Below are 16053 nucleotides of genomic sequence, written 5' to 3'. Positions count from 1 at the left end.
GAATCACTATGATTGGCTTGCGAAGCAAGACAGAATAGATGATGAACAGTACTAGGCGACAGTAGGGAGCGTAGTAACCTTACTAGGAATCACTATGATTGGCTTGTGGAAGCAAGACAGAATAGATGATGAACAGTACTAGGCGACTGCCGAGAGCGTAGTAACCAAACGAGGAATCACTAGGATTGATTTTTAAAATCAGTGAGACCTAAACACAAGAAAGTCATGGCAACCAATCCATTTTGATACGTTCAATTGAAGCAATTGATTGGTCGAGTCAATGGATTTAGAAATTATACGGAAACGTAGTGAGACGAAAAGGAGCGAAACAAGAATGAAAATGAAAGAAACACTGCATCTTGGAAAAACCGCTTTTCCAATGCGAGGCAACTTGCCGAACCGAGAAGTGGATTGGCAAAAAGAATGGGAAGAAAATCGATTGTATCAACGCCGTCAAGAATTAAATGAAGGCAAGCCAACCTTTGTCTTACACGATGGTCCTCCTTATGCAAATGGGAACATCCATATCGGACACTCATTGAACAAAATCAGTAAAGACATTATCGTACGTTCCAAATCAATGTCAGGTTTCCGTTCCCCTTATGTACCTGGTTGGGATACCCATGGTTTGCCGATCGAGCAAGTGTTGACAAATAAAGGAATCAAGCGCAAAGAAATGAGCTTGGCAGAATACCGCAAAAAATGTGAAGAATATGCTTTGACACAAGTGGATACACAAAGAGCTGACTTCAAACGTTTAGGGGTTTCTGGTGATTGGGAGCACCCATACATCACACTGACGCCCGATTATGAAGCTGCAGAAATTCGCGTTTTCGGAAAAATGGCAGAAAAAGGCTATATCTACAAAGGATTAAAACCAATCTACTGGTCACCATCTAGTGAATCATCACTAGCAGAAGCCGAGATCGAATACAAAGATGTGAAATCACCATCGATCTATGTTGCTTTCCCAGTCGCAGATGGCAAAGATTTGCTTGATTCAGATACATCTTTTGTTATCTGGACGACGACGCCATGGACCTTGCCAGCGAATCTAGGAATCTCTGTGAATCCAACCTTTGCCTATGTTCAAATCTTGGCTGATGGTCGTAAGTTTGTCGTGGCAAAAGATTTATTAGAAACCGTGACGAATGAGATTGGTTGGGAATCTGTCGAAGTATTGCAAGAATTGGCAGGCGATCAATTAGAAAAAATGACGGCGCAACATCCTTTCTATGACCGTACATCTCTGTTGATGTTAGGGGATCATGTGACATTGGATGCCGGTACAGGTTTGGTCCACACTGCACCAGGACACGGGGAAGATGACTACATCGTCAGCAAAAAATATGGGCTGGATGTCTTATCACCAGTCGATAGCCGTGGGGTCTTCACAGAAGAAGCACCAGGATTTGAAGGGGTCTTTTATGACAAAGCCAATCCAATGATCACTGAGCTTTTAGAAGAAAAAGGGGCGCTATTAAAACTAAACTTCTTTACTCACAGCTATCCACATGATTGGCGGACGAAAAAACCAGTCATCTATCGGGCAACGCCACAATGGTTTGCTTCAATTGATAAGTTCCGTCAAAACATTTTGGATGAGATCGAAAAAGTAGATTGGATCATTCCATGGGGCAAAACCCGTTTATACAATATGATTCGCGATCGCGGCGACTGGGTGATCTCTCGTCAACGTGCGTGGGGTGTACCATTGCCAATCTTTTATGCAGAAAACGGCGAAGCCATCATCACGCCTGAAACGATCGAGCATGTGGCAACCTTGTTTGCTGAACATGGTTCAACGATTTGGTTTGAAAAAGAAGCCGAAGAATTGCTGCCGGCTGGCTTCACGCATCCAGGCTCACCAAACGGTAAATTCTCGAAAGAAACTGACATCATGGATGTTTGGTTTGATTCAGGTTCTTCTCACGAAGCCGTGTTACGTCAACGTCCAGAATTGACGTTCCCAGCTGACATGTACTTGGAAGGTTCTGATCAATATCGCGGGTGGTTCAACTCAAGTATCACAACTAGTGTGGCGATCAATGAAGTCGCACCATACAAAGCCGTCTTGTCTCAAGGCTTCACCTTAGATGGCGAAGGCCGTAAGATGAGTAAATCTCTTGGTAATACCATTGCACCAGAAAAAGTGATCAACCAAATGGGTGCGGATATTTTGCGCCTTTGGGTCAGCAGTGTTGACTACGAAGCGGATGTCCGAGTGTCTATGGATATCTTGAATCAAGTATCAGAAGTCTATCGGAAAATTCGCAATACCATGCGTTTCCTATTAGCGAACACGAGTGATTTTGATCCAGCAAAAGACAGCGTACCATTTGAAAACTTGCGTTCTGTCGATAAATACATGATGGTTCGTTTGAATCAAACGATCAAAACGATCCGAGAAGATGGTTATGAAAAATACAACTTCTTGCATATTTACCGAACAGTCATTAACTTCTTGACAGTCGATATGTCATCCTTCTATTTGGATTTTGCGAAAGATGTTGTTTATATCGAAGCTGAAAATGATTTCCAACGTCGCGCCATGCAAACCGTCTTCTATCAAACAGCGGTTGCGTTGACGAAATTACTGACGCCGATCATTCCGCATACGGCAGAAGAAATCTGGTCACATTTGAAAGAAGAAGAGGAATATGTCCAATTAGCGGAGTTCCCTGGCTATGATACATTTGCTAACCAAGAAGAGCTGCTTGATTTATGGCGTGCTTTCCTTGATTTCCGTGACAATGTCTTAAAAGCATTGGAAGAAGCACGTAATGCAAAATTGATCGGGAAATCGTTTGAAGCGAAAGTCACTGTTTATCCAACTGAGCCAGTTGCGGCATTACTAAAAGCTATCGATTCAGATATCGCTCAATTGCTTATCATTTCACCGGACTTCTTAACGATCAAAGAAGCAGGTGAAGCAGCACCAGAAGCGGCCTATCAATTTGAAGACGTGGCGATCTTAGTGGAAAAAGCCGAAGGTGAAGTCTGCGAACGTTGTCGTCAAGTCCGTGTGGATGTCGGTGTAGAAGAGCAGCTACCAACACTTTGCGGCCATTGCGCAGCTATTGTCAAAGAAAACTATCCTGAAGCGGTTGCAGAAGGCTTTGAAAAATAAAAAAACGGAAAAAGATGATCCCATTGCGGGTCATCTTTTTTTTGAAATCAGTCAAGCTTGTTCCTTGAAAATGGGACATAAGCAGCTGTTTGTGACATCCAAATGAGAAAATTCGCGTTAATTGATAACGATTCTCATTTGTTTGCAATAATTTTCCGACAGTTTATTGTATAATAAAAAAACCTTATTAGACGAAGATTCCTGCCTGTGATTTACAAGTCACTATTTGTTCTGTGGATGTAAGTAACCCTTGAAGGAAGAAATCAACTAAATTGGATCAAGTAAAAAAAACTTGCCAGATAGAAAATCAGGTTGTAAACTGTTAAAAATCGGAATATTCAGAATATTGAAAGAAAGTGTGATTCCATGAGTGATTTAGAGATGATGAAAACAACGAACCAAACGATGTACGATGCCGCTTTTGAAAAAGATGCTTGTGGGATGGGGTTCATTGCTCAGAAAAATGGTCATTATTCCCGAGAGCTCGTCCAAAATGCCTTAACGATGTTAGAACGGATGAATCATCGAGGGGGAACTGGCGCTGAACCTGACACGGGGGACGGAGCAGGAATCTTGATGGCGATGCCAGATCCTTTTTTTCAGCAGCAGGCAAAAGAGGCAGGAATCCCATTGCCTGAAAAAGGCGCCTATGCTGTTGGGATGTTTTTTTTACCGAAAGAAAAGCTCCGAGCAGCACAGGTCCAAGAAGAAGTAGCTAAAGATATTCAACAAACGGGTTTTACGGTTTTATGGCAGCGCGACGTTCCATATGATTATTATCAGTGTGGGCCGGGGGCGCAAAAAGTCATGCCATCTTTTGTGCAAGTCTTTATTGAAAAGCCTGTCGATGTAGCAGCTGGCCGTCCCTTTGAAGATCAGCTTTACCGGCTACGGCGTAAACTGGAAAAAACGTATCATACCGATGAGTTGTCTATCTGCAGCTTGTCCAGTAAGACAGTTGTTTATAAAGGGATGCTGCATGCCTATCAAGTTGGCTTGTTTTTCAAAGATCTTCAAAGCCCAGAAATGACTTCGAGTATTGCTTTGACCCATTCTCGTTTTTCAACGAATACCTTTCCAAGCTGGAGTCGGGCGCAACCTTTTCGTTTCTTAGCCCATAATGGCGAAATCAACACGTTACGCGGGGCGGAAAATTGGATGCATGGACATCAGATCGAAGTCTACGATGACGAAAACTCCGATTCGGCAAAGCTGGAAAACTGTATGGAATACTTGTATCGTCAAGGTCGAGACATTCCCCAAGCACTGTTGATGATGGTGCCAGAAGCATGGTCTAAAGAAGCTGGCTTGACGCCAGAACTGACGGCTTTTAATGAATACAATGCAAGCTTTATGGCCCCTTGGGATGGACCAGCAGCTTTATGCTTTACCGATGGGGAGATGGTGGGAGCTGCCCTTGATCGTAATGGATTGCGACCATCTCGCTACTCGATCACGAAAGCTGGTTTTGTTGTCGTGGCCTCTGAGTCAGGAGTTGTGGATCTGCCAGCATCGGAAGTGATTGAAAAAGGGGTGCTTGGACCAGCAAATATGTTTTTGGTGGATACCAAAAAAGGGGTGATTTTACGAAATCAAGAAATCAAAGCGCATTATGCGAATGCCCACCCTTACCAGGAGTGGCTAGCGGAACACCTATTGACACCAGAGCTGCTTCCCGACACTGAGAAGCAGGAGGAAACAGCAGACGATGCGATTCAGACCCTTTGGAAACGAAATGGCTACACGGATGAGATCATACGCACGTTGATTTTACCTATGGCTCAAACGGGAGAAGAACCAGTGATCTCCATGGGGTTTGATTCACCCTTAGCTATTTTGAGCGAACGTCCCCAATCCTTGTTTACGTACTTCAAGCAACAATTCGCCCAAGTGACCAATCCACCCATTGATGCGATTCGCGAAAAATTAGTGATCGGTACCGAGCTGTTTTTAGGTCGAGATGGGGATGTTTCAAAGGACATCCGAATCAATTGTAATAAGCTGAAGATTGCTAGTCCTGTGTTAAAAACGAGTGAATATGAAAAGATCAAACAGTTAAATCAAAATGGTCAAAAAGCGGTTTTACAGTCGATTCTTTATGATTATGTACCAGAAAACGGGGTAGCTTTGCAACAAGCGTTAGAAGCGCTTTTTAAAGAAACGGAGCAAAAAATCGATGCTGGGGCAACGATCGTCATTTTAAGTGATCGGGAAGTCATCCAATCGCAAGAAGGAAAAGTGGCGATTCCGATTCTCTTGGCGGTATCAGGCCTGCACAATTATTTGGTGCGAAAAGGCAAACGTTCCTTGGCATCGATCGTTGCGGATACTGCGGAAGTCTGTGAGGTCCATCATTATGCCATGTTAGTCGGCTACGGAGCAAGTGGGGTCCATCCTTATGGGGCTTACCAGACATTGGCGCATTTTGAGCTTTCAGAGAAGATCGAGAGTTACCGCAAGGCATGTGAAAAGGGCATTGTCAAAATCATGTCACGAATGGGGATCTCAACGATCGCCGGTTACCACGGGGCACAATTGTTTGAAGCGGTTGGTATCTCTGAGAAAGTCATCGCTGAATATTTTACCGGCACGGTTACCCGTATCGGTGGTCTCTCGTTAGCGCAAATCGAGCAAGAATATCTGACGCGTTATGAGGCAGCATATGGTGAAAAACGAATGGATTATCTTGATTCTGGCGGTAGTTTCCAGTACAAAGCCGATGGGGAGCATCATTTGTTCAATCCAAAAACGATCTATGGGTTCCAAAAAGCCGTTCGCACAGGCAGTTATGAGCTTTATAAAGAATATGCGGCGGAAATGAATCAAGAGGCATTGGACAATCCAACGACGTTACGGTCTATGTGGACCTTTGCGAACACAAGACGCAGTATTCCGTTAGCTGAGGTGGAGCCTGTCGAAACGATCGTCAAACGATTTAAAGTCGGGGCGATGTCCTACGGCTCACTAAGTGAAGAAGCGCATCGCTGTATTGCTGAAGGAATGAATGCGATCGGGGCAAAATCCAACAGTGGAGAAGGTGGCGAAAACCGAAATCGTTTCAAACCAGTAGAGGGCATTAATTATAATAGTCGCATCAAACAAGTAGCTTCTGGCCGTTTTGGTGTCAACGCCGAATATTTAATGAGTGCAGATGAACTTCAGATCAAAATGGCGCAAGGAGCGAAACCTGGAGAAGGCGGCCAATTACCAGGCAATAAAGTCTTCCCGTGGGTCGCCGAGATTCGAGGGTCTACGCCTGGTGTTCGATTGATTTCACCGCCACCACATCACGACATTTATTCGATTGAAGATCTAGCCCAGCTGATCTATGACTTAAAAGCCATCAATCCGTATGCACGGATCAATGTCAAATTGGTTTCTAGTACGGGCGTGGGTACGATCGCTACCGGTGTCGTCAAAGCTGGCGCAGACGTAGTCGTGATCTCAGGCTATGACGGTGGGACCGGTGCTTCTCCGAGAAATTCGATCCGTGATGCCGGCTTGCCTTGGGAGATGGGGCTCGCAGAAGCCCATCAAACGTTAGCTATGAATCATTTGCGGCAGCGAATGACCTTAGAGACAGATGGAAAATTGATGACGGGTCGGGACATCGCTATTGCTGCTCTTTTAGGAGCAGAAGAATATAGCTTTGCCTCTTTAGCGCTAGTTGCGATTGGTTGTGTCATGATGCGGGTATGCAGTATCAATACATGTCCTGTCGGCATTGCTACACAGAACCCAGCGTTGCGAAAATTTTTTGCTGGAAAACCTGAGCACATCATCAATACGATGTACTTTTTAGCAGAAGATCTACGGGAAACGATGGCTGAGTTAGGCTTTCGTACCATCGATGAGATGGTAGGACATGCGGAATTGTTGACACCACGCTTCGTTGCTAAAGGCAAAGCAAAATCATTAGACTTTTCGAAAATGATTGGGACGACAATCCCAATCGAACGCAAAGTGACCGATCCATTCCTTGAGAAACGTCAATGGCCAGAATTAGATGCTTTTGCACAAGCTGCTATCGACAACAATCAAGAAATCGTGACGAATCATACGATCAATAATGTTCAACGCTCAGTCGGCGCGCGTTTAGGAGGCTGGATCGCGGAACGTTTTGGCAATTATGAAGTTACGCCAGGTCTGTTACAGTTTACGTATCGAGGTATTGCTGGACAAAGCTTTGGGGCTTTTGCCACCCAGGGCATCCAGTTGAAACTGATCGGTGAGGCCAACGATTATGTAGCCAAAGGGTTAAGCGGTGCCCGCTTGATCATTGTGCCACCTGAAGATGCCGCTTATGACGCAGAGCATTCACCAATTGTTGGTAATGTAGCGTGCTTCGGGGCAAATCGAGGCGAAGGCTATTTCCGAGGCATTGCTGGCGAACGCTTTTGTGTTCGTAACAGTGGAGCCAATGTCGTTGTCGAAGGTGTTGGCGATCATGGCTGTGAGTACATGACTGGCGGTGTCGTGGTGATATTAGGAAAAACCGGCCGCAACTTCGGTGCTGGAATGTCCGGTGGCGTGGCGTATGTTTACGACCCCGATCAAACCTTTGCCGATAAATGCAATCGGGAAATGGTCGATTTATATCGGATTGGCGAAAGTGGCGATGACCACCAACTAAAAGAGATGATCCAGCAGCATTTCGCCTATACAGATTCATTGAAGGCGGCTGAGATCCTAGAAGATTGGGAAAATCAGCAGCACCATTTCATCAAAGTCTATCCGACAGAATACCATCAGATGATCCAAGCGACGGAGACCCTGGCGGACCAAGGGTTTGTCGGAGATGAACTTGTGACGAAAGCCTTCGAAGCTGTCGTCGGTCCACAATTGACCATCCTAGGAAAGGAGCGTGACTAATATGGCAGATCCATTTGGTTTTTTAAAGTACCCAAGAGTAGAAAATCCTACCCGACCAGTGGCAGAACGAATCGAAGACTGGCAAGAATTACAGACGCCATTGCCTGAAAATGAGCGTCAAGAGCAAGCAGCACGCTGTATGAACTGCGGGATTCCTTTTTGTCATACCGGTTCTTTTTACGGGGGGCAACGAGCGGTTTCAGGTTGTCCCAATGACAACCTGATTCCTGAATGGAATGACTTGGTTTATCAAGGGCGTTTCCAAGCCGCTTTTGAGCGTCTTGCCAAAACCAACCCATTACCTGAAATGACTGGTCGTGTTTGTCCAGCTCCTTGTGAAAAAGGCTGTACCGAAGCACTGAATGGCTCGGGTGTCACGATCCACGACAATGAACGCTTTATTATCGATACTGCTTTTGAAAATGATTGGGTCAAAGCCTCGGGATTGCCTCAAGAAGCGACTGGGTTCAAAGTTGCCATCGTCGGCAGCGGACCAGCTGGTTTATCCGCTGCATGGCGCTTGAATCAACTAGGGCATCAAGTGACGGTCTATGAACGCAGTGATCGCTTTGGCGGTTTACTGATGTACGGTATTCCAAATATGAAATTAGATAAAGACGTCGTTCAGCGACGGATTGACTTGATGGCAGAGCTAGGCGTGACCTTTGTCGCTAATACGGAGATCGGTCGTGACTTGTCGGCAGAAGAATTGGCCGCTCAGTATGATCGGGTCATCTTGGCAACAGGAGCTAGTGTTCCTCGTGACTTGAAGATTCCAGGGCGTGAATTGACTGGGGTGCAATTTGCAGTCGATTATCTGACGGAAGCAACCAAAGATGTGTTAAAGCATGGCAAAGCGGCAACAAGTAAAAAACTTGCTGGCAAGCATGTTATCGTGATTGGTGGCGGCGACACTGGAAATGACTGTATTGGTTCAGCGATTCGGCAAGGAGCCGCTTCTGTGCGTCAATTGGAGATCACGCCCCAACTGCCATTGACACGGACCGACAGCAATCCTTGGCCAGAATACCCAATGACAGCCCGCACAGGATATGGGCAAGAAGAAGCGGCTGAAGTGCTACAAACACAAGTGACGTATCATGGGGTGTCCACAACGGCCTTTATCGGCGCCGAACGCGGCCAGTTGATCGCCATCGAAACGGTCTCAGTGGATCAACAGTTTCAGCCGATCCCTGGCACAGAGCAAGTGATCAAGGCGGATTTGGTCTTGCTGGCAATGGGCTTTGTTGGTGCAGAGACCCAACTCTTCGATGCCTTTGGTGTGCGAGAAGTGTACGATGATTACACGACGAACAATGAACGAGTGTTAGTCGCAGGAGATGCCAAAAGAGGACCGAGTTTAGTCATCTGGGCGATTCGTGAAGGACGCTTAGCGGCAGAAAAAGTCGATCAAGCGTTACGATCTTTGGTGTATCAATAAGCAATCAATAAAAAACAACCTGAGCAGCTATTCCTCCTTCTGAATTAGAAGGGGAGCAGCGAAATGCTCAGGTTGTTTGCCTGTTAAGCGGTTGGTTCAGATGGATGGGGCTTTGACAGCTGTTCATTTTTTTCCATTGCTGCCTTCGGTAGGCGAATCGAAAAGACGATGGTTTCATCACGGCTTTCCGCCCAAATCTTTCCACCTAATGCTTCAACGATTTCTTTGGCGATCGGCAAACCAAGACCCGTCCCACCCGTCGCTGTTGCTCGGGAAGCATCCATGCGGTAGAAAGGCTCAAAAATCAAGCCGATCTTTTCAGCTGGGATCGTTTTTCCTTGATTGGTCAAACGAATCAGGATATCATCAGACTCGCTGATGGCTAATCGCAAAGGGGAGTTAGGATAGCTATAATTGATGGCATTGCGGATCAAGTTGTCAAAAACGCGTTCCATTTTCTCCGTATCAACGGTCGCAAAGACTTTTTTCTGTAGCTGAAGTTGCCAATGGAGATTTTTTTCTTCTAACAGCGGCAAAAATTCAAACGTCAACTGTTCCAGCATCAAGCTCAGATCCGTGGTTTCAGTTTGCAAGGCGATCGTTGTAAGATTAAAGCGGGTGATTTCGAAAAATTCGCTGATCAATAGTTCCAGCCGTTGGGCTTTTTGCAAGGCGATCTTCGTATAGCGTGCGCGTAGTTCGGTAGAAAGCTGCGGTTCCTCTTCTAAAAGCGTCAAATAGCCGATCACACTGGTCAAAGGCGTTCGTAAATCATGTGCGAGATAGACGATCAAATCATTTTTTCGTTGTTCCGCTTCTTTGGCGGCTCGTTGATCCTGTAAGTTTTTCTCTCGCAACTGGTTCATTTCTTCTTGCACATCAATCATATTGCTGGAAAGAACGATTCGCTTCGTGGGTTCGGCAATCAGTTGGTTTGTGGCTTGGATCGTTTCATTCAAATAACTGATAGCTTTACTCATATAATAAATCGTTGTGCTCACCCAAATCAGTAAGGCCCCGATGGCTAAGCAAAGAAGCCAATAGTCAGCAAAAAGTCGTAAAATTTGATAAATGGGTTCATAGCCATACCAGACCCTCATTCCAGCAACGAAGCGTACTGCGAAAGGAATGATGATCAAGATCGCCATCAAGATGCCCGTGGTGATAAAGTATTGGGTCAAGAGCTTGCGGATCAATGGACTTCTATTTTTCAATGATATAGCCGACCCCCCATACGGTTTTGATTAATTTCGGTTTGCGGGGTTGTTCGTTCAGTTTTTCCCGCAAACGGGCGATATGTGCCATCACTGTGTTATTGTTGTCTAAATACTTTTCTTTCCAAACTGCTTCAAAAAGGGTTTCCGAGGCAACGACCGATCCTTGGTGTTCAAATAAGTAAAGCAAGATTTTAAATTCGATGGGGGTCAAGAAAACCTCTTTGCCATAAAGAAAACATTGGTGGCTATTGATTTTCAACAGTAAGCCTTCCTTTTCGTATTCTTCAATCTTCTGGGGATTCGCTGACTGGTTGTAACGCTGGTATCGCCGCAGCTGCGTTTTGACCCGAGCAACGACTTCTAAAGGATTGAAGGGCTTGGTCACATAATCATCTGCCCCAAGGCTTAGACCGGTGATTTTATCCAAGTCTTCCCCTTTTGCCGTGAGCATCAGTACTGGGAAAAAGTGGGTCTTACGAATTTGCTGCAACAGCTGGAAGCCGTCGATATCCGGCAGCATCACATCTAAAACCGCCACGTCGACCGTTTCTTTTTCAAGATAGGCCAAAGCGCTCGTTCCATCATAAAAAGGTTCTACTTGGAAGCCTTCATTCCTTAGAAACGTCGTGACTAACTCCGCGATTTCTTTTTCATCATCAACAACAATTATTTTTTCTGCCATCCTTGATTCACTCCAACTATCTACGATCATTTTTCATTTACACTACCATTTACTCTACACCCATCATACCGTAATCGGTAAGCGAATGCATTCGTTTTCTACTTTGAACTAGAGGTGATGCGGGAACCTAGGCGGCTGATCAATTCATTGGTAATGGTTTGTGCTTGATCAGCGGTAGTCGTCCAATCGCTGATTACTTCGAGCGAACTTTCGACCGCCAGTTCTGGATAGTCCGTTAAATCGATCAAGAGCATATCCATACAAACCAACCCAATCTGCGGGAGTAAAGCACCTTGATAAGAAAGTTGGAACCCTTGGTTTGATAGGGCACGTGGAACCCCGTCGCAGTAGCCGATGCTAACGATCCCGATCGTGGCTGGTCGATCAAAAATAGTGCCTAATCCATAGCCGATCGCTTCACCAGCGGCAACTGTTTTTTTGTCTACCAGTAAGGCTTTGAGTGTCAAAATCGGTTGTACGTTTATCTTCTGCTTCGTTGGTTCGTTCGGGACGCTCAATGAACCAGTTAGAAGAATACCTGGACGTACATAATCATAGTGTTTCTCTGGGTAATTCAATATTCCGTAGCTGCTTTGCAGATGTGTCAGTCCATAGACGATATTTCTAGCGGATAAGCCAGCCAACAGATCATCAAAACAAGTGATTTGGGCTTGTGTCCGCAAGATACTTGCCGTATCCAGCTGATCTGAAGAGCCTAGATGGGAAAAAATGCCTGTGATCTTGAGAGATGGCAAGGCGTAAAGTCCAGTAACTGTCTCAAGATCAGGTGCAACGCCTAAGCGGTGCATACCAGTATCTACTGCTAAATGGCATTCGATCGGTATGCTTGTTTGGGCTAAAGCATGCCCATGGGCCTCACTAACGATGGTTTGAATCAAGGAATAATGTTTCAGCTCTTTGGCATGTTGGGCAGAAGTGTACCCTAAAATCAGTAAGCGACTTTTGATGCCTGCTCGCCGTAATTCAATGGCTTCTTCAAGGGTAGCAACGGCAAAGAAATCGACGCCGGCTCTTTCTAGGGTACCGGCAACCGTCTTCGCATCACAACCATAAGCATCCGCTTTAACCACCGCCATCACTTTTGTTGTTGCTGGGATCAATCGCTTGATTTCCTGCAAGTTGTGCAACAAAGCGGGGGCGGAAAATTCTTTGGCTGCTCGCTGCAAGTGAAGCGGCGTTTTTTTCGAAAACGGGAACAGCTTTTGCAAAGCAAAGAGACCATGCACCACCCCAATGGTCAGTCCTAAGACCACCAAGAAATTGATCAGATTGTTTTGCAGCAAGGGTAGCTTTTGACTAAGAAAATGGGTCACTGCAATGGTATAAGGATGGAGCAAATAGAGCCAAAGGGACAGTCGACCCGCTTGTTTCCAGATTATGGGTGCTTGCCATTGCTGGATGATCGGAAATAAAAACAACAGGACGAAGGGCAAAAAAACATACATGCTGTCATGTTTCGGCGTGGTAAAGTGATGCAAAAGGTAACTTTCCAAAAGCAAGCAAATCAGACTGATCAGCAGATAACTATAGCGATGGGGAGAAGCTGGTTTCTTGGCAAATCTTCTGGCTAGTACCCCTAAGATCAAAAACAAAGGAGCAAAGAAAATGCCGTTGCGAGTTCCATCCAATAGTTGAAAAATCAGTGAATAGAGTGGCGTAATGGGTGTTTGTGCAGCCAGGCCAGACCAACTGTCCCCACCTAAACCAACCACATACAAACCGACAGCAATGAAAAACACCTGCTTGAAAGAAAGCCGTGTCAAGAGGCCCATCACTAGTAGACTGCCGGTAATGATCGCAGGAAAATACCAAAGATGGTAAAGAATGCCAGTGACCAACAATGTTTGGATAAAGGTGCCCAGCGGCATGTTCAACCCAAGCATGCCGCTGTACCAAGCAAGCGGCAAAAAGAGCAGTGTGGCTATGAGGTAGACTTGCAGCTGCTTTTTAATAAACTGCCAGACACGCTGTCTGGCAGGATAGCTGTTTTGGGTGGCTAAGTCGCTGAACACGTAATATCCGCTGATCATAAAAAAGAAGGGGACGGCAATTCTGAAGAGCGTCAACGTGATCAGGATATCACCGTCAGGCCATAAGCGGTGAAGAGGCAGACAGTGGATCGCCACCACCATCATCGCCAAAATCACCCGGAATTGCTCGATTCCTTGATTCTTCTTCATGCGAACTGCCTCGCAGTTTGTTCAAGGTATTGATGGTATTCTTCCAAGGTCCACTGTTGACTGGCGATGATTTGACTATGAGGCAGACCGACATAACGAAAATGCCATGGTTCATAGCCAATCCCTGTAATCTCCTGTTTGTCTGCGGGATAGCGTAAAATAAACCCATAGTTCATCATTTCCTGGGTAAATAAATCAGCGGCTGCGCTGTCACGAAATCGTGGGCAGATCAAATCATCCTGGCTGCCCTTTAAACCAACATCGATCGCTAAGCCTAACTGATGTTCACTGCAACCGGGCAATGCCACAAATTGTTTCGTATAGGCTAGCCCATTTTCTTTCAAGGAATATTCCCATAAATACCGTTGCTGCTTTTCGGTTCGGTAGCCATCTAACAAGCAGATCTCGTTTTCAAGCTTTAAGGCTTTGACGAGCCGTTCCCATTGTTTGGCTGCTTCTGGCTGCAAGTAAACCTCGTCTTCGCTGAAGGCAGCAAGGACTAAATGAGGGGGTTCTTGGTTTTTTTCTAACGGAAATTCTTTGCTAACTAACTGTAGATAGGGATTCATTTGACTTCCTCCTTTGCTAAGACAAGCAGTTTTTGTAGTAGTTCTTGATAGGATAAGCCGACCGCTGCCATCATGGCAGGATAGCGGGAGTGACTCGTAAAGCCCGGCATAGTATTGATTTCATTCAAGTATAGTTCTCCTCGCTCCGTGACAAAAAAGTCGATGCGAGCAAGACCTTTAAGACCAAGACTACGATAGAGCAGCTGAGCTTGTTCTTTGACCTTGGTTTCAATCGTTTCAGGCAATGGCGCAGGGACGGTGATTTTGGCGCTGATCAGCTGGTACTTTTCTTCAAAATCGAAAAAGCCGTCTACTAATGAAATGGCGTCACAAGCACCGACAGTCAAAGAGTCGTTGCCCAAAATACCGCAACCGATCTCAACACCGGCAATATTTTTTTGTAGGAGCACTGCGGAACAATAAGTAAAGGCTTCTTTTAAGGCAGAAGCGATTTCTTCAACGCAGGTGACTTTAGTGATCCCTTTTGAGGAGCCCGCTTCATTAGGCTTAAAGAAAACTGGGAAGCCATGGGTCTGGATAAAAGCTTCGATTTGTTCTTGCTGGTTGGCTTGATTTGTCAAGAGAATCGTAGGAGCACTTTGTACGCCAATGGCTGCTGCAGCTTGATGCAGCAGCCATTTGTTCATACATAAGGCAGAACCTGCCACCCCGCAGCCTACATAAGGCAGCTTCATCAATTCAAACAATCCTTGGATACTGCCATCTTCCCCGTATTTGCCATGCATAATGGGAAATAAAACATCAGGTACCAACGTTTGCTGCTCTTCACTTAGCCAAAAGCCGTTTCCTTCGAATAGCGGCTGTATTTTCTGTTTATGTTTCGTATCCAACAACCACGTGTCTTGTCGGATGTTTTCCAGTTCTCCTGTATACAAGTACCAATCCATAGCATCTGGGGCGATCCCGATCAAAGAGAGGTCGTAGTCATAGGGAGATGATTGGAGTGCTTCGATTGCGCTAGTTGCTGAAGCTAAAGAAACGGTGTATTCCGGTGAATTGCCTCCAAAAATAATGGCGATTTTTTTCATGTTTTTCTTCCTTCCGCTTTTCGATTCTTACTACATTCAGTCTATCAAGGAAAGAAAAAAGAAATTTGCGGGCTTACTGGTATCTTTCTTTTCTTTTTGTGATGAAATTCTGACGAATTTATGACAAAAGGAAGGCGACAGCTGCCGCTCTTTTTACACCAGAAAGAAACTAGCCTTTGAAGTAGAAAAAGCTGCCATAAGATGGAGTGGAAAAAATAGTGAAAAAAGAGCACTCTGAAGGAAAGGGGGAGGCAATAGCAGGAACGTTGACACAAAAAAAGCACGCCGAAGCATGCTTTTTCTTTTTGATGAGGGCTTTTCGATTATTATACGATTCGCTTATTGTGCGTAATGCGCACGAGGACCACCAATATATTTGGGCCGTGATCCCAGAGCTGTGACATGGGCAGCGCCGAGGGACTTGATAGAGGGACGGATCGGGATTTGAACATGTTTGACATGCATGCCGATTGCTGTGTCGCCAATATCGATGCCAGCTTTTGCTACTATGTGCTCCACTTCAATAGGCTCATCGAACAGCTGGAAAGCGGCAACTGAGCAAGCACCGCCTGCATGCAACTGGGGCACTACTGCGACTTCTTCTAATTGATATAGTCGAGCCGTTTCACGCTCAACAGCTAAAGCCCGATTGAGATGTTCACAGCCTTGAACGGCTAAATGAATATTTTTGGGACGCAAGATCGCTCGTAGTGTTTCAACGATAACCATGCCTACTTCTTTACTGGAATTTTTGCCAATCAAGCCGCCTACGACTTCACTTGTTGAACAACCAAGGACAAAAAGATCATTTTCACCAACATTCGCTGTCGTAATGACTTCTTCAACGATCGTAGTTAAATCCGTTTTTAATTGATTGATATCTGTCATAAGA

Annotated in this window: 9 protein-coding genes; 3 read left to right on the top strand and 6 right to left on the bottom strand. The window is 45.4% G+C overall.

All coding sequences use genetic code 11. From position 1 onward, the window contains the following. Positions 1-334: 334 nt before the first annotated feature. The 3 genes from ileS to A5878_RS12495 all read left to right on the top strand — a co-directional run bounded on the left by ileS (position 335) and on the right by A5878_RS12495 (position 9443). Positions 335-3130 (top strand): isoleucine--tRNA ligase, encoded by a 2796-nt coding sequence (gene ileS / locus A5878_RS12505; protein ID WP_060792854.1) that lies wholly within the window; start codon positions 335-337, stop codon positions 3128-3130. A 366-nt stretch (positions 3131-3496) separates the two neighbouring features. After that, entirely contained in the window at positions 3497-8002 is a 4506-nt protein-coding gene (gene gltB / locus A5878_RS12500) for a glutamate synthase large subunit (RefSeq protein ID WP_172462580.1), read from the top strand. A 1-nt stretch (position 8003) separates the two neighbouring features. Next, entirely contained in the window at positions 8004-9443 is a 1440-nt protein-coding gene (locus A5878_RS12495; RefSeq protein ID WP_005228830.1) for a glutamate synthase subunit beta, read from the top strand. 83 nt (positions 9444-9526) lie between these two features. On the opposite strand, the gene vanS is transcribed toward A5878_RS12495, so the two are convergent. The 6 genes from vanS to A5878_RS12465 form a co-directional block, all read right to left on the bottom strand. Then, on the bottom strand, positions 9527-10657 hold the full coding sequence (gene vanS / locus A5878_RS12490; protein WP_015510159.1) for a vancomycin resistance histidine kinase VanS: 1131 nt from the start codon (positions 10655-10657) through the stop codon (positions 9527-9529). Continuing rightward, positions 10647-11342 carry a vancomycin resistance response regulator transcription factor VanR-C gene (gene vanR-C / locus A5878_RS12485; protein WP_005228837.1) on the bottom strand — a complete coding sequence of 232 codons (696 nt, stop codon included), beginning with the start codon at positions 11340-11342 and terminating at the stop codon, positions 10647-10649. The genes vanS and vanR-C overlap by 11 nt, the downstream gene beginning before the upstream one ends. A gap of 98 nt (positions 11343-11440) precedes the next feature. Continuing rightward, the gene (vanT, locus tag A5878_RS12480) at positions 11441-13543 is read right to left on the bottom strand and encodes a membrane-bound serine racemase VanT (protein ID WP_086295647.1); all 2103 of its coding nucleotides are present in this window, start codon (positions 13541-13543) and stop codon (positions 11441-11443) included. Continuing rightward, positions 13540-14112, bottom strand: coding sequence for a D,D-carboxypeptidase/D,D-dipeptidase VanXY (vanXY, locus tag A5878_RS12475; protein ID WP_060792852.1), 573 nt, complete (start codon positions 14110-14112; stop codon positions 13540-13542). Before vanXY ends, vanT begins: the two co-directional genes overlap by 4 nt. After that, positions 14109-15161 (bottom strand): D-alanine--D-serine ligase VanC2/3, encoded by a 1053-nt coding sequence (locus A5878_RS12470; RefSeq protein WP_060792851.1) that lies wholly within the window; start codon positions 15159-15161, stop codon positions 14109-14111. The genes vanXY and A5878_RS12470 overlap by 4 nt, the downstream gene beginning before the upstream one ends. Positions 15162-15500: 339 nt before the next feature. Next, positions 15501-16049 (bottom strand): TIGR01440 family protein, encoded by a 549-nt coding sequence (locus tag A5878_RS12465; RefSeq protein ID WP_060792545.1) that lies wholly within the window; start codon positions 16047-16049, stop codon positions 15501-15503. Between the last annotated feature and the right edge of the window lie 4 nt (positions 16050-16053).

Source organism: Enterococcus sp. 3G6_DIV0642 (assembly GCF_002140635.1).
Lineage (GTDB): Bacteria > Bacillota > Bacilli > Lactobacillales > Enterococcaceae > Enterococcus_D > Enterococcus_D casseliflavus.
This window is presented reverse-complemented; position numbering and strand designations above follow the sequence as displayed.

Bases quoted from the DNA above. Each gene is read 5' to 3' on its own strand.
- ileS (WP_060792854.1), top strand. From the start codon at position 335: ATGAAAATGAAAGAAACACTGCATCTTGGAAAAACCGCTTTTCCAATG.
- gltB (WP_172462580.1), top strand. From the start codon at position 3,497: ATGAGTGATTTAGAGATGATGAAAACAACGAACCAAACGATGTACGAT.
- A5878_RS12495 (WP_005228830.1), top strand. From the start codon at position 8,004: ATGGCAGATCCATTTGGTTTTTTAAAGTACCCAAGAGTAGAAAATCCT.
- vanR-C (WP_005228837.1), bottom strand. From the start codon at position 11,342: ATGGCAGAAAAAATAATTGTTGTTGATGATGAAAAAGAAATCGCGGAG.
- vanT (WP_086295647.1), bottom strand. From the start codon at position 13,543: ATGAAGAAGAATCAAGGAATCGAGCAATTCCGGGTGATTTTGGCGATG.
- vanXY (WP_060792852.1), bottom strand. From the start codon at position 14,112: ATGAATCCCTATCTACAGTTAGTTAGCAAAGAATTTCCGTTAGAAAAA.
- A5878_RS12470 (WP_060792851.1), bottom strand. From the start codon at position 15,161: ATGAAAAAAATCGCCATTATTTTTGGAGGCAATTCACCGGAATACACC.
- A5878_RS12465 (WP_060792545.1), bottom strand. From the start codon at position 16,049: ATGACAGATATCAATCAATTAAAAACGGATTTAACTACGATCGTTGAA.